Consider the following 24,985-nt stretch of genomic DNA (forward strand, 5'->3'; position numbering starts at 1 on the left):
TCAGGCTGCGGGCCGAACGGCTGATACCTTAGGCGCCCTTTGCGACACCGGCCTCGAAAACCCTGTCGCCTTCTATCCAGACGCCCTTGACGTCCAATTCGTCCGACAGCGCAACGATATCGGCGGCGGTGCCGTTGGCGAACCGCCCGAGCCGGTGTGATTGGCCGATCGCCTGCGCCGGATAAAGCGAAGCCATGCGCAGTGCCTCCGACAGGTACAGTCCAACGACACGGTGGACGAAGCGCACGGCGGAGATCATGTCGAGGTCGGCGCCCGCCAGCGTCCCGTCGGCAAGCCGCAGGCTGCCCTCCTTGCGGTAGACGGTGCGGCCGTTCAGCGTGAACGACGTCATGTCGGTGCCGATCGTCGCCATGGCGTCGGTGACCAGGAAAATTTTTGCCGGGCCCTGCTTGGCGCGCAAAGCGATGGCCATGGTGGCTGGATCGACATGGATGCCGTCGGCGATGATGCCGGCAAACAATGTGCCTGTATCGATGGCAGCACCCGCCAGACCCGGCTCGCGGTTGCCGATCTGGCTCATGGCGTTGAACAGATGGGTGACCATTGTTGCGCCGGCATCGGCGAACGCGCGCGCCTTGGCATAGCCGGTGTCGGAATGGCCGAGGCTGACGACGATGCCGGCCTCGACGAGCCCCGAAACGCGCACGGTGTCGACGGATTCCGGCGCGATCGTGGTCAGCAGCACCGGCAGGGTTTTTCGCGTCGCAATCAGCATCGCCTGGTCGGAATCCGGCATCGGTCGGATCAGCGCTGGGTCATGCGCGCCCTTGCGGGCGATCGACAGATGCGGGCCTTCGAGATGCAGGCCCAAAAAGCCAGGCACCTTTTGCCTTGCGGCCTCCGCTCCGGCGGCAACCGCCGCTGCGGTGATGGCAGGCGTGTCGGTGATCAGCGTCGGCAACAGCGCGGTTGTACCGAACGGCGCGTGCGCCCGACAGATAGTTTCGATAGAGGCGACGTCGGGATGGTCGTTGAGCATAACGCCGCCGCCGCCATTGACCTGCAGGTCGATGAAGCCCGGTGCAAGCATGCCGCCGCCGGTTTCGATACGCTCGACGCCGGACGGAACGGCTCCGGTGGCAACGATGGCCTCGACGAGACCGTCTCGCACGACAAGGGCGGCGTCGTCGTGCCAGTCGTCGCCGTCAAAAATCCGGGCGCCAGTCAGGGCAAAACGGTCGCTCATATGGTTTCCGTCACCTTGCGAAGATTGGGCGGCGTGTCCGGATCGAGACCACGATGACGGGCAAAGGCCTCGACGAAGCCATAGAAGGACACGATCAGCGCCAGTGGGTCGGTCAACGGATGGCCGGTGGCGACATGCGTCAGGTGCTGAGCGCTTTTCGCCTGGTCCGAAGTCACGAAGACGGCCGCACCCTTGGCCGCCAGGCTGTCGGCGGCCTCTGCGATCGATGGCTCGGAAGCATCGCGGGCGGCGAGCGCCAGCACCGGAAAATCGGGCCCGACCAGTGCCAGCGGGCCATGCATCACTTCGGCAGCACTATAGGCCTCGGCATGCATGGCGCAGGTTTCCTTGAACTTCAGCGCCGCTTCATTGGCGATCGCAGCGGACGGACCGCGACCGAGGATGAACAGCGATTTCGGCGTCTCCAACGCACCGGCCAGCGCCATCCAGTCGCAGGCGATCGCCTTGCGAAAATGCTCCGGCAAGCGGGCAAGTGCTGCCAGAAGCTTATCGTTGCCGGTGCTATGCGCCATCAAGGCGAGGCCGGCGACAGCCGAATTGACGAAGGTCTTGGTCGCCGCAACGCTGCGTTCCGGGCCGGCCAGGATGTCGATCGCATAATCGGAGGCGCGCGCCAGCGGCGAATCGGCAGTGTTGGTGATGGCGACGGTCAGGGCACCGCCGGCTCTCGCGGCTTGCGCCATGGCGACAATGTCCGGGCTCTTGCCCGATTGCGAGATCGCCAGGCAGGCTGAGCCGGCCAGCTTGAGCTTGGCGCCGTAGATCGAAGCGATCGACGGGCCGACCGACGCAACAGCAAGGCCGGCGGTCAGCTCGACGGCATATTTCATGAAGGTGGCGGCATGGTCGGACGAGCCGCGCGCCACGGTGACGACGAACTGCGGATCGCGCTCGCGGATGCCGCGCCCGGCCTCGGTCAGCACCGCTGCCGAGCCGTCGAGCAGGCGTGCGGTCGCCTCCGGGATCTCCTCGATCTCGCGCCGCATATGGGTAATTGTCGCGCTCATGGCCGGCCCTCTTCGCCCGGCCCGCTCAGCCGGAGTTCGGCGACGAAATCATAGGCGTCGCCCCTGTAGATCGAGCGGGTGAATTCGATCACCTTGCCGCTCGCCAGATAGGAAATACGCTCGATGTGCAGGGCGGCAATGCCAGGCGGCACTTCGAGCAGGCGCGCGTCGTCGTCGCCGAGATTGGCGGCGGAAATGCGCTGCACCGCCCGCACCGGCCGCAGCCCCGTCGTTTCCAGCGCCGCGTAGAGCGACGAACCGATCGCCGCCGGGTCGGGCAGCACGCTGGCCGAGAGGGCGGCGCGCTCGATCGCCAGCGGCGTGTCGTTGGCAATGCGCAGGCGCGCCACCCGCGCCACCAGTTCGTTCGACGACAGGCCGAGCACCATCATCTCGTCCGGCGAGGGCGCGTAGAGGCCGCGGTCGAGCCAGGCCGAACGCACAGCCATGCCGCGCCGCGCCATGTCCTCAGTGAAGGATGTCAGCCGCGACAGCGACTGCTCGACGCGTTCCATTCGCGGCGCGACGAAGGTGCCGGAGCCGTGGCGTTGGACGAGGATGCCGCCCTTGACCAGATCCTGCACCGCCTTGCGCACGGTGACGCGCGAAATGTCGGCTTTGCTGGCGATGTCGCGCTCGGACGGCAGCGCGTCGCCCGGCCCGATCAGGCCGCGATTGACCGCGTCCTCGATGCTCTTCCTGAGCTGCAGATAGAGTGGCGCGCCGCTTTGCGACGACTGTTTCAGCGTGGCGAAAATCTGGTCGGCGGCCTCGCTCATCGCGTTGCCTCCGCCGCTTTGGCGAAGACACGGACCGCCATCTGCACCGCGCCGCCCAGCGCATCGTCGAGCGGCGGCTTCAGCAGCGCCCGGTAGCGCGACGACAGGCGCGGCGCGTAAAACGGCGCCAGCCCGCCAAGCAGGCAGAGCGGATCGTCGTCGCCGAGATCGAGCACGCCAAGTGCTGCCTCGACGTCGGCGACCGCCTTGTCGAGGATCCAGTTGGCGACGGCGTCGCCCTTTTCGGCATGGTCGAACACCTTTGGCGCGAAGCCGCCGAAATCGCCGGGTTTTGCGTTGGTGGTGAACTCGACCAAATCCTCGGGATTGTCGCGGAAGATGGCGAGCATGGCCTGCGTCAGCGGCGACCCCTGGCGGATGCCGTCATAGGCAAGCAGCGTCTGTTCGAGCAGGTCGCGGCCGATGCGGGCGCCGCTGCCCTGGTCGCCGACCTGAAAACCCCAGCCGCCGATGGCGCGCGACTTACCGTTTTTACGCGCCATGTAGGCGGTGCCGGTGCCGAGGATGGCCATGGCGCCGTCACCGAAGCCGATCGCGCCTTCCAGCGCGATTTCGGCGTCGGTCTCGACGCGGCTGATGCTGAACGGCAGGATCGCTTCGAGCTGCTGCCTGTAGGTGCCGACATTGGCGCCGGCGAGGCCGAGGATGGCCGGGGTCTGCGGGATCAGTTCGGGGTCTTGTCCGGCGGCGACAAAGGCCTGCCGCGCCGCGTCGACGATGTTGGCCCTGGCGCCGGTTAGATCGGTGCGGATGTTGGCGGCGCCGCTCTTGGCGCGGCCAATGACGGTGCCGTCCGCTGTTGCAAGGGCCGCTCTGCAGCTGGTGCCGCCGCCATCGATGCCAAGCACGAATTTCACACGATTTCTCCTCCGTGCGGATAATACCAATAAAATACCAATAGCCAAGGATTAATTTCCGTTTCAAAAAGATTAAGGCGTAGTTGATTGAAAAACCACCATATTTTGCCTGAACGGCGATTTCAGGGCAGGGAAGTCGCTAATGCGTGTGGACAAGTGGTATTTTTTTGGTATTGTTTTCTGGATTGGAGGGAAAGCGGATGGCCGAAACGCGCACCGAAGCGCTTCACCAGAATGCCGAGGGGCTGGACATCCAGGCTCCGGACGCAATCCTTTCCTCTTTGGCCAGCGCGCAGATCGAGGCCGCCAAGGCGGTGCGCGGCGCCATTCCCGCCATCGCCAAGGCAGCCGAAATCATCGCCAGCCGGCTGAACAGCGGCGGCAAGCTCGCTTACGCGGCAGCCGGCAGCTCGGGCCTGATGGCGCTGGCCGATGCGCTGGAACTGCCGGGTACCTTCGGCATTCAGCGCGACCGTATCGCCATCCTGATCGCCGGCGGCGACGATGCCTTCAAGACACTGGCCGGAGGGCCGGAGGACGACACCGAAGAAGCCTCGGCGGCGGTTGCCGCTGCCGGCATCGGCGAGGGCGACTGCCTGATCGCGGTCTCGGCCAGCGGCTCGACGCCCTATGCGGTCACGGCGATCGAGGACGCCAGGCGTCGGGGTGCGGCAACCATCGCCATCGCCAATAACAAGGATGCGCCGCTGCTTCGGCTGGCCGACATCGCCATACTGCTCGAAACGCCGCCGGAGCTGATCGCCGGCTCGACGCGCATGGGCGCCGGCACCGCCCAGAAGATCGCGCTCAACATGCTGTCGACGCTGGCCGCCATCCATCTTGGCCATGTCCATGACGGCTATATGGTCAACCTCATGGCCGACAACATCAAGCTGCGCGACCGCGCAACACGCATCGTCGCCGTCATCAGCGGACGCGACAAGGAGGATGCGGCGCGCCTGCTCGAAAAGAGCGGCGGCGCCGTCAAGACCGCCATTCTGCTCGCCGCCGGCGCCGCCAATGCCGATGCGGCCGAGAAGATACTGGAAGGGACCGGCCAGAAGCTGCGCCCGGCCCTTTCCGCGATTGAGGGGAGCATGGGGCAGAAAGCCTCTGTTCTCAAAACCGAACCTGAAAAAGGTCAACAGGGAGACTGAGCATGACAACGAAACTACTGACGGCACTGCTTCTCGGCACCAGCATTCTCGGCTCAGCCGGAATGGCCTATGCCCAGGACGTAACGCTCAACATCGAAAGCTGGCGCGGCGACGACCTTGCCATCTGGAAGGACAAGCTGATCCCGGCTTTTGAAGCCAAGAACCCCGGCATCAAGGTGGTGTTCGCGCCGTCGGCACCGACCGAATATGACGCCGCACTCGGCGCCAAGCTCGCCGCCGGCTCGGCCGGCGACCTGATCACCTGCCGCCCGTTCGACAAGTCGCTGGAACTTTTCAAGAAGGGCAACCTCGCCGATCTGTCGGCGCTGCCGGGCATGGAGAATTTTTCCGACGTCGCCAAGGCCGCCTGGCAGACCGACGACGGCAAGGCGACCTTCTGCGTGCCGATGGCTTCGGTCATCCACGGCTTCATCTACAACAAGGACGCCTTCGACCAGCTCGGCATCAAGGTGCCGACCACCAATGAGGAGTTCTACGCCGCGCTCGACAAGATCAAGGCCGACGGCACCTACATCCCGATGGCGATGGGCACCAAGGACCTCTGGGAAGCCGCGACCATGGGCTACCAGAACATCGGCCCGAACTATTGGAAGGGCGAGGAAGGCCGCACCGCGCTGATCAAGGGCGAGCAAAAACTGACCGACCCGCAGTGGGTCGCGCCCTTTGCCGAACTCGCCAAATGGCAGCCCTATCTCGGCGACGGCTTTGAGGCACAGACCTATCCGGACAGCCAGAACCTGTTCACGCTTGGCCGCGCCGCCATCTACCCTGCCGGCTCGTGGGAGATCGCGCTGTTCAACACCCAAGCCCAGTTCAAGATGGGCGCCTTCCCGCCGCCGGTGCAGAAGGCCGGCGACACCTGCTACATCTCCGACCACACCGATATCGGCATGGGTCTGAATGCGGCGTCGAAGAATGCCGATGCAGCCAAGACCTTCCTGTCCTGGGTCGCCTCGCCGGACTTCGCCACTATCTACGCCAACGCGCTGCCGGGCTTCTTCAGCCTGAACAACACGCCGGTGAAGATGGAAGACCCGCTGGCCCAGGAATTCGTCTCCTGGCGCGACAAGTGCAAGTCGACGATCCGCTCGACCTACCAGATCCTGGGGCGCGGCACGCCGAACCTCGAGAACGAGACCTGGGTTGAATCGGCCAACGTCATCAACGGCACCGATACGCCGGAAGCTGCCGCAAAGAAGCTGCAGGACGGCCTCGACAGCTGGTATAAGCCGGCGAAGTAAGAGCGCGGCGAACAGCTATCTCCCCTCGAGGGGGAGATGTCGCCGGAGGCGACAGAGGGGGTCGGTTGAGGGAGGCCGCGGCTTCGTCGTTGCCGGAAGGCGCGATCGAAAACACGATGGCGCACTGCTCGGCCGACCCCACCCGCCTCGCTTCGCGAGGCACCCTCCCCTCGAGGGGGAGGGAGGCGCCGTGCCCTTTGGCGGCAATTGCAAGAACCTGATCGGCGGGGACCGAACGCATGGCCGCAGCACCGAAACGACCGTTCCGCTGGCACATCGGCGTCTTTCTGGCGCCGGCAGTGCTGGTCTATACGGCGATCATGATCCTGCCGCTGGCCGGCACGCTGCAGCTCTCCTTGTTCCGCAACATAGACCAGTCCCAAGTCTTCGTGGGACTGGCAAACTTCCGCACGCTGTTCGGCGATCCTAACTGGTCCGTGGGTTTCTGGAATGCGCTGAGGAACAATGTCTGGTTCTTCATCATTCATATGCTGGTGCAGAACCCGATCGGCGTCCTTTTGGCGGCGCTTCTCTCAAGCCCGCGGTTGAGATTCTCCGCCTTCTACCGCACAGCCATCTTCGTGCCGACGATCCTGTCCTTCGTCATCGTCGGCTTCGCCTGGAAGCTGATCCTGTCGCCGCTATGGGGCGTGGCGCCAAACCTTATGGATCTTGTCGGCCTGAAAAGTCTGTTCACACCGTGGCTGGGCAAGGAGCAATATGCGCTGACCACACTCAGCCTGATCTCGGTGTGGCAGTTCATCGGCATTCCGATGATGCTGATCTATGCGGCGCTGCTGTCGATCCCCGACGAGGTGATCGAAGCGGCCGAATGCGACGGCATCACCGGCATGTCGCAGTTCTGGAAGATCAAGCTGCCGCTGATCCTGCCGTCGATCGGCATCATCTCGATCCTGACCTTCGTCGGCAATTTCAACGCCTTCGACCTGATCTACACCGCGCAAGGCGCGCTGGCCGGGCCGAATTATTCGACCGATATCCTCGGCACCTTCCTTTACCGCGCCTTCTTCGGTTTCCAGCTGCAAATCGGCGATCCCAACATGGGCGCGGCGATCGCCACGATGATGTTTCTGATCATCCTTGGCGGCGTCTGCGTCTACCTGTTCCTCGTCCAGACGCGCCTGCGTCGCTATCAGTTCTGAGGCCCGAGATGAGCACGGCCACCCATTCCCTGCCCCGCACCATTGGCGCCCATGCGGTGCTGTTGACCTACACGGTGATCGCGCTGTTTCCAGTGATCATCGTCATCGTCAATTCGTTTAAATCCCGCGCGGCGATCTTCGGCGCGCCGCTGGCGCCGCCGACCCCGAAGACCTTCGACCTGATCGGCTACACCACCGTGATAGGGCAGGGCGATTTCATCCACTATTTCCAGAACAGCCTTGTCGTCACCGTCGCCTCGCTGTTCTTCGTGCTGTTGTTCGGCGCGATGGCCGCCTTCGCGCTGTCGGAATATCGCTTTCGCGGCAATTCGCTGATGGGGCTTTACCTGGCGCTCGGCATCATGATCCCGATCCGCCTCGGCACCGTCGCCATCCTGCAGCTGATGGTGGCGAGCGGACTGGTCAACACGCTGACGGCGCTGATCCTGGTTTATACGGCGCAAGGCCTGCCACTCGCCGTCTTCATCCTGTCGGAATTCATGAAACAGGTGTCCGACGATCTGAAGAATGCCGGACGCATCGACGGCCTGTCCGAATACACCATCTTCTTCCGGCTGGTGCTGCCGCTGGTCAGGCCATCAATGGCGACTGTCGCCGTCTTCACCATGATCCCGATCTGGAACGATCTGTGGTTTCCGCTGATCCTGGCGCCGTCGGAGGAAACCAAGACGGTGACGCTCGGCGCCCAGCTGTTCCTCGGCCAGTTCGTCACCAACTGGAACGCGATTCTGGCGGCGCTGTCGCTGGCGATCATGCCGGTGCTGATCCTCTACGTCATCTTCTCGCGGCAACTGATCCGCGGCATCACCTCGGGAGCGGTCAAGTGAGCTCGCAAAAACCCCTTCGCGTCGTCGTCGCCGGCCTCGGCAATATGGGCCGTAGCCATGCGCTGGCCTATCACACCAACCCGGGCTTCCAGATCGCCGCACTTGTCAACCGCTCGGATGTGCCGTTGCCGGCCGGGCTTTCCGGCTATGGCATCAGGCGTTCCTTCGACGAGGCGCTGCGCGACGAAAAACCTGATGTCGCCTGCATCGCCACCTATTCCGACAGCCATGCCGACTATGCGGTGAGGGCATTCGAGGCCGGCTGCCATGTCTTTGTCGAAAAGCCGCTGGCGACGACGGTGGCGGATGCCAAACGCGTCGTCGCGGCAGCCAAGGCCAATGGCAGAAAACTGGTGATCGGCTACATCCTGCGCCATCACCCGTCCTGGATCAGGCTGATCGCCGAGGCGCGAAAGCTGGGCGGTCCTTACGTGTTCCGCATGAACCTCAACCAGCAATCCTCCGGCCATAGCTGGGAGACGCACAAGCAGTTGATGCGGACGACGTCGCCGATCGTCGATTGCGGCGTGCATTATCTCGACGTGATGCTGCAGATCACCGATGCCAGGCCGGTCGAGGTGCGCGGCATGGGGCTGAGGCTGACCGATGAGATTGCACCCACGATGTACAATTACGGTCATCTGCAGGTGCTGTTCGACGATGGTTCGGTCGGCTGGTACGAGGCCGGCTGGGGGCCGATGATCTCGGAAACCGCCTTCTTCGTGAAGGACGTGATCTCGCCCAATGGCTGCGTGTCGATCGTCATGAAGGAGGGCGTCAAATCCGACGACATCGACACCCACACCAAGACGTCGACCATCCGCCTGCACAGTGCGGCGACCGGCGCAGACGGCAAGTTCGCCAAAGCGGATGAGATGCTGTCGATGGAAGGTGAACCCGGCCATCAGGATCTCTGCGACCGCGAACAGGCTTTTCTGCTCAAGGCGATCCGCGAGGATCTGGATCTGACCCGCCATATGGACGACGCGGTGAAGTCGCTCGCCGTCTGCCTTGCCGCCGATGAGAGCGTGCGCAGCGGCGCCCCAATCAGACTCTAGACCAGTCAAACTCTAGAACAGGAACGAAGCCGTGGGCTCGCTGAACATCGAGAATGTGAAAAAAGCCTTCGGGCCGGTCGAGGTGCTGAAGGGCATCAACCTCGAAGTGACCGACGGCGAATTCGTCGTCTTCGTCGGCCCCTCCGGCTGCGGCAAGTCGACCTTGCTCAGGGTCATCGCCGGATTGGAGGATTCGACCTCGGGGCGTGTGGTCATCGACGGGGCGGACGTCTCCGCAACCCCGCCGGCCAAGCGCGGCATCGCCATGGTGTTCCAGACCTACGCGCTCTACCCGCATCTGACGGTGAAGAACAATATGGGCCTCGGCCTCAAGCAGGCCGGCACGCCGGCGGCCGAGATCGACCGCCGCATCGGCATCGCCTCCTCGATGCTGTCGCTGGAGCCCTATCTCGCAAGGCGCCCGGCCGAGCTCTCCGGCGGCCAGCGCCAGCGCGTCGCCATCGGCCGCGCCGTGGTGCGCGAGCCCAAACTTTTCCTGTTCGACGAGCCTTTGTCCAACCTCGATGCCGCACTGCGCGTCAACACCAGGCTGGAGATTGCGCAGCTGCATCGCCGGCTGAAGGCGACGATGATCTACGTCACCCACGACCAGGTCGAGGCGATGACGCTGGCCGACAAGATCGTCGTGCTCAACGCGGGGAAGATCGAGCAGATCGGTGGGCCGATGGAGCTTTATAATTCGCCGGCGAATGAATTCGTCGCCGGCTTCATCGGCTCACCGAAGATGAATTTCGTCGACGGCGCCAGGCTTGGCGAAACGGCCAAGACCATCGGCGTTCGTCCCGAGCACCTGACCGTCGATGCGAAATCCGGCGCCTGGAAGGGCACGGTCGTCCATGCCGAGCATCTCGGCGCCGACACCAACCTCTATCTCGACTGCGAGAAGGCCGGGCTGATCACCGTGCGCATTTTTGGCGTCTACAACGCAGAGCCCGGCGCTACGCTCTACGCGACGCCGGATCCGGCAAGGACGTATCGGTTTGGAGCGGATGGGAAGGTGCTGAAGTAGGGTTGCGGCAAAGGTTGGCGCTGCCCCTCACCCTTACCCTCTCCCCGTATAGAGACGGGGAGAGGGGGGCGTCAGCGCTGCAGCTTCGTCCTTCTCCCCGCCACTATACGGGGAGAAGATGCCGGCAGGCAGATGAGGGGCGGCGCAAACTTGCCAAAGTGAAGCGCCTACTCGTCCGCCTTGAACGTCTGCTTCTGCATGCCCAGCCCTTCGATGCCGAGCTCGACGACGTCGCCGGGCTTCAGGAACACCGGCGGCTTCATGCCGAGACCGACGCCGGGCGGCGTGCCGGTCGAGATGATGTCGCCCGGATGCAGCGACATGAACTGGCTGAGATAGGAAACCAGGTAGGCGACGCCATAGACCATGGTCTTGGTCGAGCCGTTCTGCATCGTCTTGCCGTTGACCTTCAGCCACATCGGGATGTTCTGCGGGTCCTGGACCTCGTCCTTGGTCACCAGCCACGGGCCGATCGGCCCGAACGTGTCGCAGGACTTGCCCTTGGTCCACTGGCCCTGGCGCTCTGCCTGGAAGGCGCGCTCGGAAACGTCGTGCGCGACGCAATAGCCGGCGACATAGTCCAGCGCCTCGGCCTCGGTGACGTATTTGGCTTTTCTGCCGATGACCACGCCGAGCTCGACTTCCCAGTCGGTCTTGACCGAGCCGCGCGGGATCAGCACATCGTCATCAGGCCCGACGATGGCCGAGCTTGCCTTCATGAAGATGATCGGCTCCGGCGGCACGACGGCGCCGGTCTCGGCGGCATGATCGGAGTAGTTGAGGCCGATGCAGATGAATTTGCCGGTGCCGGCGACGCACGCACCGATGCGCGGCTTGCCGGAAACCGCCGGCAGCGATTTTGGATCGAGCTTCGACAGTGTCTCAAGCGACGCCGGGTCGAGCGCCTTGCCGGCAATGTCGGTGACATGGGCGGAGAGGTCGCGGATCGTCCCATCCGCATCGAGTAGGCCGGGGCGTTCGCTCCCCGCTTCGCCATAGCGCAGCAGTTTCATTCTTTTTCTCCTAATTGCGGCGCAGAGGCCGTTTGCAAACTCGCTCCGCTGCGGCGAATGGCGTGGTTTTCGAGAACCGGAGCGGAGCGTACTTAAAGTACGTGAGCACCGGAAGCGCAGAAAACCGCGCTAGGCGCCCGGCGGAGTAGAGTTTTCAAATGGCCTCTTAGATCGACCAGCCACCGTCGATATTATAAGCCTGTCCCGACGTATAGGTGGCGCCGGCCAGATAGACGGCGAGATCGGCGATTTCCTCGGGCGTGCCGAGGCGGCCCATCGGCTGGCGGGCGATGAAGGCGGCGCGGGCTGCCTCGTAGTCGCCCTGCGCATGCATGCGGTCCTCCAGCGACGGGCTTTCGACCGTGCCGGGGCAGATGGCATTGCAGCGTATGCCCTTGCCGACATAGTCGGCGGCGACCGATTTGGTCAGGCCGATGACGGCCGCCTTGGTCAGCCCATAGACGAAGCGGTTGGGCACGCCCTTGGTCGAGCCGGCCAGCGACGCCATGTTGATGATCGAGCCGTCGCCGCGCTCCAGCATGCCGGGCAGCACGGCGCGGATGGTGCGAATCATCGAGCGAACGTTGAGATCATAGGCAAAGTCGAGATCGGCGTCCTTCATCTCAAGGATCGAGCCTGAATGGACAAAGCCGGCGCAGTTGAACAGCACATCGACGACGCCGATCTCGGCGAAGGCCGACGCCACCGCCTCGTCGTTCAGCACGTCGAGCTTGCGGGTCTTGATGCCAGCCGTCTTGCCGAGTTCGGCGAGCATCACCTCGTTGATGTCGGTGGCGTGGACGACAGCGCCCGCCCTGGCGAAAGCCAGCGCGCTCGCCCGGCCGATGCCCTGTGCCGCCGCCGTGACGACAACGATCTTGCCTGCCAGATCCGCCATGCTTTTCTCCTCTGTGGCCGCCCGGTTTTTACCGGCACGCGGCCAAGGCGCAATGTGCCAGATAGGCACTCCTATGCCGCCTGTATTGCTGTTCGCTTAGGAGCAAATGTTTTTTCTCGGTAAAGAACATCATTTCTGTCGTCAAGCCCGAACGCTTCTCGTCCGACGCCGCGCGCAAGGCGACCGCTCAGTCGCCGTAGGGCACCCAGACGTTCTTGACCTCGACGGCACGGCGCAGGAAGGCATCGCCTCCGGCCTCGGTCGACGCCCAGTCGAGGCTGCGGCCGTTGCCGGTCCAGACGCGCTTGAGATTGCCGACAGAGTCGGCTTCGGCCTTGGCGCAGGTCTCGGCATCGGCGAACAGCCAGAGCCCGTCGACATCGTCGTGCTTGGCCAGCACGCCGGCGAGCTCGGCGCTGCGGCCGGTGACGATGTTGATGGCGCCGGCCGGGACGTCGGAATATTCGATGACCTGGTAGAGATCGGTGGCAAGCAGCGGATATTTTTCCGACGGCACCGCGACGACGGTGTTGCCCATGGCGAGCGCCGGCGCCACCAGCGAGATCAGGCCGAGCAAAGGCGCATTGTCGGATGCCACTATGCCGATGACGCCGACTGGCTCGTGCAGCGCCAAGGTGACGGCGCGGGCCGGCGGCTGGTGGACGCGGCCCTCGAACTTGTCGGCCAGGCCGGCATAGAGGAATAGCCGCTCGATCGACTGCTCGACCTCTTCGCGCGCCGCCTTGGCGGTGGCGCCGGTCAGCTCTGTGAGGCGGGCGGCAAATTCGCCCGCGCGGCCGGACAGGTTCTCGGCCAGATAGTAGAGCACCTGGCTGTGGTTGTAGGCGGTCGCTTCCGGCCAGGCTTTGCAGGCACGTGCAGCAGCGACGGCGTCACGGATATCCTTGCGGCTGCCGAGACCGACCTCGCCGGCAAGCTTGCCCTTGGCGGTGGCGACGGCAAGCGAATAATTGCCGTCCGGCCTGACCTGCTTGCCGCCGATGAACAGTTTTGCCGTGCGATCGATAGTGTCGCCTTCGACCTGCTCGATAGGTTGGGCCGTAGCCGCTGCCGGCTTGACGACAGGGCCGAGCGGCAGTTTTGCCGAGAGATATTCGAACATGCCCTCGCGCCCGCCTTCGCGGCCAAAACCGCTTTCGCGATAGCCGCCGAAGCCGCAGGCGGCGTCGAACATGTTGGTGCCGTTGACCCAGACGACGCCGGCCTTCAACTGCGGCGCGACGTGCAGCGCGAGGTTGATGTTCTCGCTCCACACCGAAGCGGCCAGGCCGTAGCGCGTGTTGTTGGCGAGCTCGATCGCTTCCTCGGTGTTGCGGAACGTCATGGTCGCCAGCACCGGCCCGAACACCTCTTCCTGCGCCAGGATGTTGGCCGGCGAAACGCCTGTCGCCAGCGTTGGCAGGTGATAATAGCCGGAGGACGGCAGCGCCACGTCAGGCTGCCAGCAGACGGCGCCCTGCTTTGCGCCTGCGGCGACCAGCCCCTTGACGCGATCGAGCTGGGTCAAGTCGACCAGCGGGCCGATATCGGTGTTCTTGTCGAGCGGGCTGCCGACGCGCAGCCGGCTCATCCGCGTCTTGACCTTGGCGATGAAGGCTTCGGCGACGCCTTCCTGCACCAGCAGGCGCGAGCCGGCGCAGCAGACCTGGCCCTGGTTGAACCAGATGCCGTCGACCAGACCTTCGACGGCGCTGTCGAGATCGGCGTCCTCGAAGACGACGAAAGCCGACTTGCCGCCGAGCTCCAACGATAGTTTCTTGCCCGAGCCGGCCGTGGCCTTGCGGATGATCTTGCCGACCTCGGACGAGCCGGTGAAGGCGATCTTCTGGACGCCGGGATGATTGACGATGGCCGCACCCGCCTCCGGCCCGCCCTGTACGACGTTGACGACACCCTTCGGCACGCCGGCGCGCTCACAAATCTCGGCGAACAGGATGGCGGTGAGCGGCGTGAACTCGGCCGGCTTCAGCACCACCGTGCAGCCGGCGGCGAGCGCCGGCGCGATCTTCCAGGCCAGCATCAGCAGCGGGAAGTTCCACGGGATGATCTGGCCGACGACGCCGACGCCCTTCTGATCCGGGAAATCCTTGTCCAGCGCCTGCGCCCAGCCGGCATGGTGGATGAAATGGCGAATGGCCAGCGGCACGTCGATGTCGCGGCTTTCGCGGATCGGCTTGCCGTTGTCGATCGATTCCAGCACCGCGAACAGCCGCTGGTGGCGCTGCATGGCGCGGCCGATGGCATAGAGCACTTTGGCTCGGCTGTAGCCGGAGCTGGCGCTCCATTTCGGCAGCGCTTTTGTGGCGGCCGAAACCGCCGCGTCGATATCGGCAGCTCCGGCATCCGAGACCTTGGCCAGCAGTTTTCCCGAAGACGGGTCGCTGGTTTCGAAGGTCTTGCCGCCTGCGGCTGCTTTCCAGTCGCCGCCGATGAACAGCGCTTTGGAAAAGTCGCGCGCGGCAAGCCAGGCATCGGCCTCATTGCGGGCTTCCGGCGCCGGGCCATAGTCCATGGCATGATAGCGTTCGAGAATGTTCATGGGGCGCTCCAGATAGTCGTCTTGGTGAGCGTTCCGTCGCGCCCCCCTCTGTCCTGCCGGACATCTCCCCCACTTGGGGGGAGATCGGCCTTCATCTTTGATTTCGCCAACGGCCAACCTCGAAAAAAGAGGCGCTGTCGGCGAAACAGCCAATCTCCCCCCTCGTGGGGGAGATGTCCGGCAGGACAGAGGGGGGCGCCACGGAACTCGACGTTCAAGACCTTCATCCGCCTCACGCCATCGCGTGGCGATGATTGGCCGAATAGTGACCGGTCAGATGGTGTTCGAGCTGGCGTTCGATGTCGGTCAAAAGGCTCGATGCACCGAAGCGGAACAGGTCTGGCTCCAGCCACCGCCGGCCGAGCTCTTCCTTCATCAGCACCAGCCAGTCGAGCGAAGCCTTGGCGGTCGAAATGCCGCCGGCCGGCTTGAAGCCGATGAGATAGCCGGTTTCCTCGAAATAGGCGCGGATGGCGCGCACCATGGCAAGGCCGACCGGCAGCGTCGCGTTGACGCTTTCCTTGCCGGTCGAGGTCTTGATGAAGTCGGCGCCCGCCATCATCGCCACCATCGACGCCAGCATGACGTTGCGCAGCGTCGCGAGGTCACCGGTGCCGAGAATGACCTTGAGATGCGCCTCGCCGCATTCGGCGCGCATCGAGACGATCTCGTTATAGAGTTCCTGCCATTTCGCGGCGAAAACCAGGCCACGCGGAATGACGACGTCGATCTCGTCGGCGCCGTCCTTCACCGAGGCTTCGATCTCCTGCAGGCGCGTCGAAAGCGGGGTGAGGCCGTGCGGGAACGCAGTGGATACGGCGGCGACATGGATGCCGCTGCCGCGCAGCGCATCGACGGCGGTGGCGACGAAGGGGTGATAGACGCAGACCGCCGCCGGGCGGATCCTTTCACCTGTAATGCCGAGGCCTTCGACGATGTCGCGGCGGAACGGATTGACCGCCTTGGCGCAGAGCCGGCGGACGCGCTCTTCGGTGTCGTTCGAGTTGAGCGTCGTCAGGTCCATGCAGGCAACGGCGCGCAGCAGCCAGGCGGCCTGGTTGTCGGCCTTGATCGAGCGCCGCTTGGTCAGGCTGGCGACGCGCCGTTCCAGCGCAGAGCGGTTGACGCTGCGCATCGATTCCATGAAGCCGAGATCCAGCCTCATGCCTGGGTTGCGGGCAATGACGTGCGCTTGCGGCGTCGGCGCATTGGCGGCGGTGCGCGCCGGCAGCGGCGTGATTTTGGAAGGTCCCAATCTGTCGGCACTAAGATCTGCTTCGCGGATTGTGCTGCTCATCTCCTGCCCTTTCGTTCGACGACTTATGCCGAAGATAGACCGTGAAGCAGCGCTTCACGAGTCCTTCAGGCGGTCATAGCGGAAAAAGCCTGCGAAAGCAGCTGATTTTGACCGCATGGTCAAAATCAGAGTCTGAAGGCAGCGAACGCTGGACTGCGTCTCAGCCGACGAAGGCGCGCTCGACGACGAAGCTCGCCGGATGATGCAGCGAACCTTCCTCGAAGCCGAGGCTTTCGGCCAGTTCCTTGACGTCCCTGAGCATATGCATCGAGCCGCAGATCATGATGCGGTCGGTCTCGGGGTCGAGCTTGTCGATGCCGAGATCGGCATAGAATTTTCCCGAGCCGATCAGCGCGGTGATGCGGCCCATGCGCTCGGAGGTTTCGCGTGTCGTCGAATTGTAGAGCGTGACGCGGCCGCCGGTCAGCTCGCCGATCAGCGGATCGTTCTCCAGCTCTGCAACCAGCTCCTGGCCGTAGGTGAGTTCGGCATTGTCGCGGCAGGTGTGGGTCAGCACGACCTGCTCGAACTTCTCATAGGTATCAGGATCGCGCAGCAGGCTGGCGAACGGCGCGATGCCGGTGCCGGTCGAGATCATGAACAGGCGCTTGGCCGGGGTCAGCGCGTCGACCACCAGCGTGCCGGTCGACTTCTGCCGCATGATGACGGTGTCGCCGATCTCGATTTTTTGCAGCTGCGAGGTCAGCGGGCCGTCCGGTACCTTGATCGAGAAGAATTCCAGCTCGTCGTCCCAGGCAGGGCTGGCGATCGAATAGGCGCGGAACACCGGCTTCTCGGCATTGGGCAGGCCGATCATGACGAACTCGCCGGAGCGGAAGCGCAGCGACTGCGGCCGGGTGATGCGGAACGAAAACAGCCGGTCGGTATAGTGCTTCACCGAGACCACGGTTTCGGCATAGACATTGGCCGGTATAGGAAACTGCAGCGGCCGGGCGCCGGCGGTGTTGAGCGTTGATATGGTGTTCATCAAACCTAACCTTCTGGCCAACCCGAGGGCGCTGACGCCAAACCTTCTCCTGCGCGCCCGAACCGATCAGGTTCCGGCGTGCCGTTTGCACACTGCGAAGCGGTAAGCTCTTGTGTCCGGAATTTATTAGTATACAAATGATATTTGCGTCAAGACGCCAGCGTGAAACACCTTTCCAAACTGAGACATATCTGTAGTCCTGACATTTCGGGTTTCGACAATGGAAGAGAATTTTTCGGCGCAGACGCTGGATTCCTCGGGCAGCGTCGTCGCCGGCATCGATGTCGGCGGAACCTTTACCGACCTGCTTCTGATCGACGGCCGTGACGGTGGCCGGGTGCATATCGCCAAGACCCCGACCACGGTCGACAACCAAGCCTTCGGCGTCGTTTCGGCGCTCGGTGCCACCGGCTTCCCGGTCGACAGCATCGACCTCATCGTGCACGGCACGACCACCACCACCAACGCGGTGCTGGAACGCCGACTGGCCAAAACCGGCATGATCACCACGCGCGGCTTTCGCGACGTCATCGAGCTGGGTCGGCGAACGCGGCCGCAAGCCTATGGCATGACGGGGACCTTCGTCCCGATCATTCCGCGCAACCTGCGGCTCGAAGTGTCGGAGCGGGTCGAAGCCTCGGGCGGGGTGCGGATTCCGCTCGACGAAGCCGAGATGCGCGCGGCGGTTTCAGAATTGATCGCGGCCGGCTGCGAATCCCTCGTCATCCATTTCCTGCATTCCTACGCCAATCCGGCGCATGAGCGGCGCGCCGCCGAGATCGCCGCCGCGCTTTGGCCGAACGGCTACATCACGACGGGGCATGCGCTGCTGTCGGAAGCACGCGAATTCGAGCGCGGCGTCACCGCTTCAGTCAATGCCTCGGTGCAGCCGATCCTCGAGCGCTATGTCGAACGGCTGCGCAAGGAATTGGGATCAAAAGGCTACGCCCGCGACTTCCTGATCATGAACGGCAATGGCGGCATGATCTCGGCCCGCTTTGTCACAGGTGAATCGGCCAAGACCGTCATGTCCGGCCCGGCCTCCGGTGTCATCGCCGCCGCCTATACCGGAAAACGCGCCGGCTTCGAAAACCTGGTCACCTACGACATGGGCGGCACCTCGACCGACGTGGCGCTGATCCGCAATGCCGAACCGGCGGTGTCGAACGAGATCGAGATCGAATATGCAATGCCGATCCATGTGCCGATGGTGGCGGTGCACACGGTCGGCGCCGGCGGCGGTTCGATCGCCCGCGTCGATGCGGCGGGCCTGATCCAGATCGGCCCGGAAAGCGCCGGCGCCAATCCCGGCCCGATCTGCTACGGGCGCGGCGGCGTTGATCCGACCATCACCGATGCCAATCTGGTGCTCGGCCGGCTGGCGCCGAAAAAGCTGCTCGCGGTCGAAAATCCGGTCACCGTCGAGCACGTCACCGGCATCTTTGAGGACAGGATCGGGCGTCCCACCGGTCTGTCCGGGGTCGAGGCGGCGGGCGCCGTGCTGCGGCTCGGCAACATGAAGATGGCCGGCGCCATCCGCATGGTCTCGGTGTCGCGCGGCCATGACCCGCGCGATTTCGCGCTGTTCGCCTTCGGCGGCGCCGGGCCGCTGCATGCGACCGCACTGGCGCGCGAGCTCGGCCTGCCCAAGGTGCTGGTGCCGGCGCGGCCGGGCATCACCAATGCGCTCGGCTGCGTCGTCGCCGATCTCAGGCACGATTTCGTTAACACCGTCAACCAGCCGGTGGCGGGACTCGATGAAATCCAGCTTCACGTGATATTGGAACGGCACCGAAACGAAGGCGAAGAGCTGATCGGCAAGGAAGCGGTGAAACCGGAGACGATCCGCGTCACGCATTCCGCCGACATGCAGTTCGTCGGCCAGACACACATCATCAACGTGCCGCTGCCGTCGTCTTCGGTGACGCGCGCGGTACTGCAGCAGCTGTTCGAAAAAGCCTATTTTGCCCGCTTCAAGGTCGAGCTGCCGGAAATCCGCGCCAATCTGGTCAACCTCAACACCTCGGTGACCGGCGTGCGGCCGGCGATCGATCTGTCGCGTTTGATCGACCCGGCAGGGCGCGCCAGAACGCTTGATGAGGCGCGCCGCGAAATCCGGCCGGTCTGGTATGGCGGGCGCTGGCACGACACGCCGGTCTACAGCAGGGAAAAGCTGCCGCTCGACGCCGTCATCGAGGGGCCGGCGATCCTTGAACAGATGGACGCCACCACCGTGCTCGAGCCCGGCGACCGGGCGCGATCGGACACCGACGGCAACATCATCATCGACATTGGTGAGGCCTGAAATGGCAAAGCTCGACACCATCACGCTTTCGGTCATCCAGGCGGCGCTGCAGCAGGTCTGCGATGAGATGGACCTGACCTTTTCGCGCGCCGCGTTTTCGCCTGTTATCGCCGAGGCCAACGACCGCTCCGACGGCATTTATTCGGCGGTTGATGGTTCGCTGATCGCACAGGGCAGCCAGGGCCTGCCGGTATTCGTCGGCGTCATGCAGTATTCGACCAGAACGGTGATCGAAATGATCGCCGACGGCCGCTGCCTGCCGCCCGAACCTGGCGACATCTACATCGTCAACGACCCCTATCTCGGCGGCACCCATCTGATGGATGTGCGCTTCGCCATGCCGGTCTACAGGGATGGCAAGATTTTCTGTTGGCTGTCGAACACCGGTCACTGGCCCGATATCGGCGGCTCGGTGCCCGGCGGTTTTTCTGCCTCGGCAACGGCGGTCGAGCAGGAAGGCTTGCGGCTGCCGCCGGTGAAGCTGTTCAAGAAGGGCGTGCTCGATCCTGAGATCTACGCCATCATTTGCTCCAACATCAGGGTTGCCGACCAGCGCATCGGCGACATCCGCGCGCAAGCGGCGGCACTGCTGATCGGCCAGGATCGTCTGAATGGAATCCTGGATCGTTACGGTGATGAAACGGTCGTCGAGGCGATCGCCGAACTGCGCCGCCGCGCCGCCGAGCAGATGCGCGCCAACATATCAGCCATTCCCGATGGCATCTATCGCTCGCAGGCCTTCGTCGATTCCGACGGGGTGGTGAACGAGCCGCTGACCATCACGCTTGCGGTGGAGAAACAGGGCGACACGCTCAGCTTCGATTTTTCAGGCTCGTCAAAACCCTGCGCTGGGCCGATGAACAGCGTGCTGGCGACGACCTTGTCCTCGGTCTATCTCGCCATGCGTCACATTTTCCCGGATGTGCCGATCAGCGCCGGCGCCTTCGAGCCGCTGATCGTCAAACGGCCGGAAGGCACTTTTCTCGACGCCAAATATCCGCGACCGGTTTCCGGCTGTGCGGCCGAGGTCTCGCAGCGCATCGCCGAAGCGGTGTTCGCGGCGATGGTGCAGGCACTGCCGGACAAGGTGACGGCGGCTCCCGCCGGCTCCAGCGGCAATTTCGCGCTCGGCGGCAACGACCCGGCCCGTGGTCGCGACTATGTCATGTACCAGATCTCCGGCGGCGGCTATGGCGGCAACGCCGGCCACGACGGCCTGACCAATGGCTGCTCGACCATCGGCATTTCCAAATCGCCCCCGGTCGAAATCATGGAGCAGGCTTTTCCGGTGCTCTACCGCCAATATGCCCTGCGCGAAGGCTCGGGCGGCGCCGGCAAGCATCGCGGCGGTTTTGGCCTCGCCTATGAGGTCGAGATCCTGCGCGGCGACGCTCGCGCCTCCTTCGTCATGGACCATGGCCGCTTCGGCCCGCAGGGCGCGCTCGGCGGCAAGGACGGCGCGGTCAACACGGTGACCGTGTTCCGCGACGGCAAGGAACATGTGCCACCGCACCTGTCCAAGGAGCAGGACATCGCGCTGAAGGCCGGCGACCGCGTACGCGTCGGCACGCCGGGCGGCGGCGGCTATGGCGATCCCCTGGCGCGCGATCCGGAACTGGTGCTGAGGGATGTCAGGCTGGGGTACTATACGGCCGAGCAAGCCAGCGCGAAATTTGGCGTCGCCCTGTCGGCGGACGGGCTGGCGATCGACCGGGCGGCGACGGACGAGAAACGCGCCCACCGCTGAGATAGGACGAGTTCTCCGCGGGACCCCTTCGCGCAACCAGACGCAACGCGGTCGCTTTCCCCGCTCTCACTTTTCCCGCTTGACTGACCCGCCGTACCGAATACGCTAATGGGGAAAATACCGGCTCCGACCGCCGGACGGCAAAAATGCCTCGTATGCCTCGCCTTCCGCGGCGGCGGCTGCGGGGCATTGTTATTTTTGGGGATTTGCTTTGGGACGGCGTATCGAAATCGGCATCCTTTACTCGCGGTCGGGCAACTACCGCCTGCTGTCCGAATCCTGCCGTTCCGGTGCGATGACGGCCATCGCCGACATCAACGCCGATTCCGCCATCCCGATCGAATTCGTTCCGGTGGAGCGCGATCCGCAAGGCAACATCGATGGCTACGCGACGGGCTGCGCCGACATTCTCGCCAACAGCAGTGCGCGCCACATCATTGGCTGCATCACGTCGTGGAGCCGCAAGGAGGTCATTCCGATCCTCGAGCGCGCCGGCGGCACGCTCTGGTATGCCTGTCCCTATGAGGGCTTCGAAGCAAACGAGCATGTCGTCTACATGCACGCTTGCCCAAACCAGCATCTCGTTCCGCTGCTGGCCCATGTCGTGCCGCGCTTCGGCGCCAACGGCTTCCTGCTCGGCTCGAACTATATCTGGGGCTGGGAGACCAACCGTGTCGCCCGCGACCTGATCGCCGACGCCGGCGGCAAGGTTTTGGGCGAACGTTATCTGCCGCTCGGCGAGGTCGATGTCTCCAGGCTGATCGCCGAGATCCAGGCCACCCGGCCGGAGTTCATCCTGAACAACCTGATCGGCTCCTCGTCCTATGCCTTCATCGCGGCCTATGCCGAACTTGCCGAACGCGACCCGCATTTCAGGCCGGAGCGCTGCCCGATCCTGTCCTGCAATCTCACCGAATGCGAGTTGCCGGCGCTCAACGAGGCGGGCAATGGCCACCTTTCCGTCGGGCCGTACTTTCACGATATCTCGGCAGCGGATCGCCAGGGCGATTCGGCGCCCTCCATCATGCCTGCCTCGTCCTTCGAGGCGGCGGCCTACGCCTCGGTGCGGACGCTTGCCGATATCCTCGCCCGCAATCCCGGCGCACAATGGCCGGACCTTCCCCAGGCCTTTGCCGGAACCTCGTTTCGAACCCCGCTCGGCGACATCTCCATCGATCCGCAAACCCAGCACGCCACCTTGCCAGTGCAGATCGGGCGCATCGAGGGGACCGCATTCAAGACCGTCACGCTGACCAAGGGAGTCGCGCCCGATCCCTATCTGTCCCGCTATGACCGGACCGAGACGTTCGGCCGCCCACGCCTGAGGGTGGTGTCGTGAGCAAGGTCCCGCGCATCCCGAATCTCGGCGGCGCCAGGGCCTTTGTCCTGCATCGTCCGCATCCGACGGTGCAGGCGATCACGCGGCAATTGTCGGCCATCGGCCTCGAGACGGTCGGCTGCTGGCCGGAACTGCCGGCCGAGGCGCTGGCAGCGGATTTCGTCTTCTTCGATGCCGACCTCGGCTTCGACGAACAATTCCCATGGGCGCCGGGTGAGGCGCCGATGCCGCTGGTGGCGCTGATCGGCTCCGAAGCGCCAGGCCGCATCGAGTGGGCGCTGTCGCACAAGGCCGACGCCCAGTTGCTGAAGCCGGTCGGCAATGCCGGCGTCTACAGCGCCCTGTTGATCGCGCGGCAGAGTTTCGAGGCGCGCAAGCTTTTGGCAAACGAGATATCGTCGCTTCGCCTGCGCGTCGCGGAGCGCCAGACCATCGTGCGCGCGGTGGAGGCCTTGTCGAAAGGCGCCGAGGACGGCCGCGCCTATGCGCAGCTCCGGTCGCTGGCGATGAGCTGGCAGATCAGCGTCGAGGAGGCCGCGCGCAGGATCGTGGCGATGACGGAAGAAGAAGGCGGCGATGACCAGTCCCATCGCGCCTGATCTTCCGGCAACCGGGCGCATGCCGGCCAGGCCGCGCGCCGGCGTCTGGCGGCGCCTGGTCAAGCGTCCTCTGGCATTGATCGGCCTGGTGATCGTTGCCGTCGTCGTGGCTGGCGCCATCCTGGCGCCGTGGCTGACGGGCTACGATCCAAACGAGCAGATGTTCGACGGGCTGACGCTTGAAGGCGCGCCCTTGCCGCCGAACGCCAGCTTCTGGCTGGGCACGGATCTGCTCGGCCGCGATCTGCTGACCCGCATCCTTTTCGGCGCGCGCACTTCGCTGATCATCGGCATCGTCGCCAACGGCGTGGCGCTTCTGATCGGCACGCTGGTCGGCGTCACCGCGGGCTATTTCCGCGGCTGGATCGGCAGCGCGCTGATGCGCTTCACCGATCTGATGATGGCCTTTCCGGCGCTGCTGCTCGCCATCTGCCTGGCGGCGGTACTCCAGCCGAGCCTGTGGATCGTTGCCATGGTGATCGCACTGGTGAACTGGGTGCAGACCGCGCGGGTCATCTACACCGAGACCAGCTCGCTCGCCGAGCGCGAGTTCATCGACGCCGAGCGTACGATCGGTGCCAGCGCACCACGCATCCTGTTTCGCCATATCCTGCCGCATCTGCTGCCGACGATCATCGTCTGGGGCACGCTCGGTATCTCGACCACGGTGCTGCTCGAAGCAACGCTCAGCTATCTCGGCATCGGCGTGCAGCCGCCGACCGCATCCTGGGGCAACATCATTTTCGAGAACCAGACCTATTTCCAGGCAGCGCCCTGGCTGGTCTTCTTTCCGGGTGCGGCGATCCTGGCGCTGGCGCTGGCCTTCAACCTCATCGGCGATGCGCTGCGCGACATCCTCGATCCGACGCAAAGGGGTCGGGCATGATCGCCTATCTCGGCCGCCGCGTCATTCAGTCCGTGCTCATCCTGCTCGGCGTCTCGCTGATCACCTTTGCGCTGCTCTACCTGCTGCCCGCCGACCCCGTCCGCCAGATCGCCGGCCGCAGCGCCACACCCGAGACGGTCGAGAGCATCCGCCGGCAACTCGGTCTCGATCAGCCCTTCTTCATCCAGTACTGGCATTATCTGACCAGCCTGCTCAGCGGCGATCTCGGGCGCTCCTACATCCAGCGTTCCGAGGTCACGGAGCTTATCGTCTCGCGGCTGCCGGCAAGCCTGCTTTTGATGGTCGGCGCCATCCTTTGCGAGCTGGCGATCGGCCTGACGATGGGCCTGCTTGCCGCCGTCAGGCGCGGCACCGCCACCGACCAGACCCTGATGGTCGCGTCCTTTGTCGGCGTCTCGGCGCCGCAGTTCGTCGTCGGCCTGCTGCTCCTCTATGTGTTCGCCGTGCGGCTCGGCTGGTTTCCGATCGGCGGCTACGGCACCTGGCGCCATTTGGTGCTGCCCTCGCTGACCATGGGGATCCTCGGCGCCGGCTGGTACGCCCGCATGATGCGCTCGTCGATGATCGACGTGCTGCGCCAGGACTATATGCGGACCGCCCGCGCCAAGGGCCTTGCGCGCGGCGCCATCATCTTCCGCCACGCACTGCCCAACGCCATCCTGCCGGTCATCGCCATGATCGGCATCGACATCGGCATCTTCATGGGCGGCATCGTGGTGGTCGAAAGCGTGTTCGGCTGGCCCGGCATCGGCCAGCTTGCCTGGCAGGCCATCCAGCGCGTCGACATTCCGATCATCATGGGCGTCACCCTGGTTTCGGCCTTCGCCATCGTGCTCGGCAATCTCCTGGCCGACACCGTCGCACCGTTCATCGACCCGCGCATCAAGCTCAGATGAAAACCAAAAAAGAGACCGATAAAACC

At 64.4% G+C, this 24,985-nt stretch carries 21 protein-coding genes; 12 read left to right on the top strand and 9 right to left on the bottom strand.

Features of this window, described 5'->3' with window-relative positions; translation table 11 throughout:
• Positions 1-28: 28 nt before the first annotated feature.
• From nagA to AC0L14_RS05815, 4 genes are read right to left on the bottom strand one after another with little or no spacing between them, the layout of a single operon-like run.
• Positions 29-1,207, bottom strand: a complete 1,179-nt coding sequence (nagA, locus tag AC0L14_RS05800) for an N-acetylglucosamine-6-phosphate deacetylase (protein ID WP_473748888.1) — start codon at positions 1,205-1,207, stop codon at positions 29-31.
• Positions 1,204-2,235, bottom strand: coding sequence for an SIS domain-containing protein (locus tag AC0L14_RS05805; RefSeq protein WP_473748889.1), 1,032 nt, complete (start codon positions 2,233-2,235; stop codon positions 1,204-1,206). The genes nagA and AC0L14_RS05805 overlap by 4 nt, the downstream gene beginning before the upstream one ends.
• Entirely contained in the window at positions 2,232-3,014 is a 783-nt protein-coding gene (locus AC0L14_RS05810; protein ID WP_473639132.1) for a GntR family transcriptional regulator, read from the bottom strand. The genes AC0L14_RS05805 and AC0L14_RS05810 overlap by 4 nt, the downstream gene beginning before the upstream one ends.
• Complete coding sequence (locus AC0L14_RS05815) at positions 3,011-3,892, bottom strand: glucosamine kinase nucleotide-binding domain-containing protein (RefSeq protein WP_473748890.1); 882 nt, start codon at positions 3,890-3,892, stop codon at positions 3,011-3,013. Before AC0L14_RS05815 ends, AC0L14_RS05810 begins: the two co-directional genes overlap by 4 nt.
• Before the next feature lie 200 nt (positions 3,893-4,092).
• Here AC0L14_RS05815 and AC0L14_RS05820 point away from each other — a divergent pair, with 200 nt between their 5' ends.
• The 6 genes from AC0L14_RS05820 to AC0L14_RS05845 all read left to right on the top strand — a co-directional run bounded on the left by AC0L14_RS05820 (position 4,093) and on the right by AC0L14_RS05845 (position 10,410).
• Entirely contained in the window at positions 4,093-5,049 is a 957-nt protein-coding gene (locus AC0L14_RS05820; RefSeq protein WP_473748891.1) for an N-acetylmuramic acid 6-phosphate etherase, read from the top strand.
• 2 nt (positions 5,050-5,051) lie between these two features.
• Positions 5,052-6,311, top strand: a complete 1,260-nt coding sequence (locus AC0L14_RS05825; RefSeq protein WP_473748892.1) for an ABC transporter substrate-binding protein — start codon at positions 5,052-5,054, stop codon at positions 6,309-6,311.
• 239 nt (positions 6,312-6,550) lie between these two features.
• Positions 6,551-7,474 (top strand): carbohydrate ABC transporter permease, encoded by a 924-nt coding sequence (locus AC0L14_RS05830; RefSeq protein ID WP_473485651.1) that lies wholly within the window; start codon positions 6,551-6,553, stop codon positions 7,472-7,474.
• An 8-nt stretch (positions 7,475-7,482) separates the two neighbouring features.
• Complete coding sequence (locus AC0L14_RS05835; RefSeq protein WP_292396099.1) at positions 7,483-8,322, top strand: carbohydrate ABC transporter permease; 840 nt, start codon at positions 7,483-7,485, stop codon at positions 8,320-8,322.
• Positions 8,319-9,380, top strand: a complete 1,062-nt coding sequence (locus AC0L14_RS05840; protein WP_473748893.1) for a Gfo/Idh/MocA family protein — start codon at positions 8,319-8,321, stop codon at positions 9,378-9,380. Before AC0L14_RS05835 ends, AC0L14_RS05840 begins: the two co-directional genes overlap by 4 nt.
• Before the next feature lie 31 nt (positions 9,381-9,411).
• The gene (locus AC0L14_RS05845) at positions 9,412-10,410 is read left to right on the top strand and encodes an ABC transporter ATP-binding protein (RefSeq protein ID WP_292183460.1); all 999 of its coding nucleotides are present in this window, start codon (positions 9,412-9,414) and stop codon (positions 10,408-10,410) included.
• Positions 10,411-10,577: 167 nt separating this feature from the next.
• Here AC0L14_RS05845 and AC0L14_RS05850 read toward each other — a convergent pair whose 3' ends face one another.
• From AC0L14_RS05850 to AC0L14_RS05870, 5 genes are all read right to left on the bottom strand, one after another.
• Positions 10,578-11,423, bottom strand: coding sequence for a fumarylacetoacetate hydrolase family protein (locus AC0L14_RS05850; RefSeq protein ID WP_473529320.1), 846 nt, complete (start codon positions 11,421-11,423; stop codon positions 10,578-10,580).
• A gap of 166 nt (positions 11,424-11,589) precedes the next feature.
• On the bottom strand, positions 11,590-12,321 hold the full coding sequence (locus AC0L14_RS05855) for an SDR family oxidoreductase (protein ID WP_473748894.1): 732 nt from the start codon (positions 12,319-12,321) through the stop codon (positions 11,590-11,592).
• A 187-nt stretch (positions 12,322-12,508) separates the two neighbouring features.
• On the bottom strand, positions 12,509-14,881 hold the full coding sequence (locus AC0L14_RS05860) for an aldehyde dehydrogenase family protein (RefSeq protein ID WP_473748895.1): 2,373 nt from the start codon (positions 14,879-14,881) through the stop codon (positions 12,509-12,511).
• Positions 14,882-15,113: 232 nt separating this feature from the next.
• Positions 15,114-16,178, bottom strand: a complete 1,065-nt coding sequence (gene deoC / locus AC0L14_RS05865; RefSeq protein WP_473529317.1) for a deoxyribose-phosphate aldolase — start codon at positions 16,176-16,178, stop codon at positions 15,114-15,116.
• 160 nt (positions 16,179-16,338) lie between these two features.
• Positions 16,339-17,166: a ferredoxin--NADP reductase gene (locus AC0L14_RS05870; protein ID WP_473529316.1), complete on the bottom strand. Its 828-nt coding sequence runs from the start codon at positions 17,164-17,166 to the stop codon at positions 16,339-16,341.
• Positions 17,167-17,386: 220 nt separating this feature from the next.
• Here AC0L14_RS05870 and AC0L14_RS05875 point away from each other — a divergent pair, with 220 nt between their 5' ends.
• From AC0L14_RS05875 to AC0L14_RS05900, 6 genes are all read left to right on the top strand, one after another.
• Positions 17,387-19,471: a hydantoinase/oxoprolinase family protein gene (locus AC0L14_RS05875; RefSeq protein WP_473748896.1), complete on the top strand. Its 2,085-nt coding sequence runs from the start codon at positions 17,387-17,389 to the stop codon at positions 19,469-19,471.
• Between the two features lies 1 nt (position 19,472).
• Positions 19,473-21,218, top strand: a complete 1,746-nt coding sequence (locus tag AC0L14_RS05880; RefSeq protein WP_473748897.1) for a hydantoinase B/oxoprolinase family protein — start codon at positions 19,473-19,475, stop codon at positions 21,216-21,218.
• A gap of 211 nt (positions 21,219-21,429) precedes the next feature.
• Positions 21,430-22,557 (top strand): transporter substrate-binding protein, encoded by a 1,128-nt coding sequence (locus tag AC0L14_RS05885; protein WP_473748898.1) that lies wholly within the window; start codon positions 21,430-21,432, stop codon positions 22,555-22,557.
• Positions 22,554-23,156 (top strand): ANTAR domain-containing response regulator, encoded by a 603-nt coding sequence (locus AC0L14_RS05890; protein WP_254022240.1) that lies wholly within the window; start codon positions 22,554-22,556, stop codon positions 23,154-23,156. The genes AC0L14_RS05885 and AC0L14_RS05890 overlap by 4 nt, the downstream gene beginning before the upstream one ends.
• Positions 23,134-24,042 (top strand): ABC transporter permease, encoded by a 909-nt coding sequence (locus AC0L14_RS05895; RefSeq protein WP_473748899.1) that lies wholly within the window; start codon positions 23,134-23,136, stop codon positions 24,040-24,042. The genes AC0L14_RS05890 and AC0L14_RS05895 overlap by 23 nt, the downstream gene beginning before the upstream one ends.
• A complete protein-coding gene (locus tag AC0L14_RS05900; RefSeq protein WP_473748900.1) occupies positions 24,039-24,959 on the top strand; it encodes an ABC transporter permease in 921 nt (306 codons plus the stop codon). The genes AC0L14_RS05895 and AC0L14_RS05900 overlap by 4 nt, the downstream gene beginning before the upstream one ends.
• The last annotated feature ends 26 nt before the right edge of the window (positions 24,960-24,985 follow it).

The organism is Mesorhizobium sp. WSM4841 (assembly GCF_055811515.1).

Coding starts and splice junctions, on each gene's coding strand:
- nagA (WP_473748888.1), bottom strand. CDS start 1,207: ATGAGCGACCGTTTTGCCCTGACTGGCGCCCGGATTTTTGACGGCGAC.
- AC0L14_RS05805 (WP_473748889.1), bottom strand. CDS start 2,235: ATGAGCGCGACAATTACCCATATGCGGCGCGAGATCGAGGAGATCCCG.
- AC0L14_RS05810 (WP_473639132.1), bottom strand. CDS start 3,014: ATGAGCGAGGCCGCCGACCAGATTTTCGCCACGCTGAAACAGTCGTCG.
- AC0L14_RS05820 (WP_473748891.1), top strand. CDS start 4,093: ATGGCCGAAACGCGCACCGAAGCGCTTCACCAGAATGCCGAGGGGCTG.
- AC0L14_RS05825 (WP_473748892.1), top strand. CDS start 5,052: ATGACAACGAAACTACTGACGGCACTGCTTCTCGGCACCAGCATTCTC.
- AC0L14_RS05830 (WP_473485651.1), top strand. CDS start 6,551: ATGGCCGCAGCACCGAAACGACCGTTCCGCTGGCACATCGGCGTCTTT.
- AC0L14_RS05835 (WP_292396099.1), top strand. CDS start 7,483: ATGAGCACGGCCACCCATTCCCTGCCCCGCACCATTGGCGCCCATGCG.
- AC0L14_RS05850 (WP_473529320.1), bottom strand. CDS start 11,423: ATGAAACTGCTGCGCTATGGCGAAGCGGGGAGCGAACGCCCCGGCCTA.
- AC0L14_RS05855 (WP_473748894.1), bottom strand. CDS start 12,321: ATGGCGGATCTGGCAGGCAAGATCGTTGTCGTCACGGCGGCGGCACAG.
- AC0L14_RS05860 (WP_473748895.1), bottom strand. CDS start 14,881: ATGAACATTCTCGAACGCTATCATGCCATGGACTATGGCCCGGCGCCG.
- deoC (WP_473529317.1), bottom strand. CDS start 16,178: ATGAGCAGCACAATCCGCGAAGCAGATCTTAGTGCCGACAGATTGGGA.
- AC0L14_RS05870 (WP_473529316.1), bottom strand. CDS start 17,166: ATGAACACCATATCAACGCTCAACACCGCCGGCGCCCGGCCGCTGCAG.
- AC0L14_RS05875 (WP_473748896.1), top strand. CDS start 17,387: ATGGAAGAGAATTTTTCGGCGCAGACGCTGGATTCCTCGGGCAGCGTC.
- AC0L14_RS05880 (WP_473748897.1), top strand. CDS start 19,473: ATGGCAAAGCTCGACACCATCACGCTTTCGGTCATCCAGGCGGCGCTG.
- AC0L14_RS05895 (WP_473748899.1), top strand. CDS start 23,134: ATGACCAGTCCCATCGCGCCTGATCTTCCGGCAACCGGGCGCATGCCG.
- AC0L14_RS05900 (WP_473748900.1), top strand. CDS start 24,039: ATGATCGCCTATCTCGGCCGCCGCGTCATTCAGTCCGTGCTCATCCTG.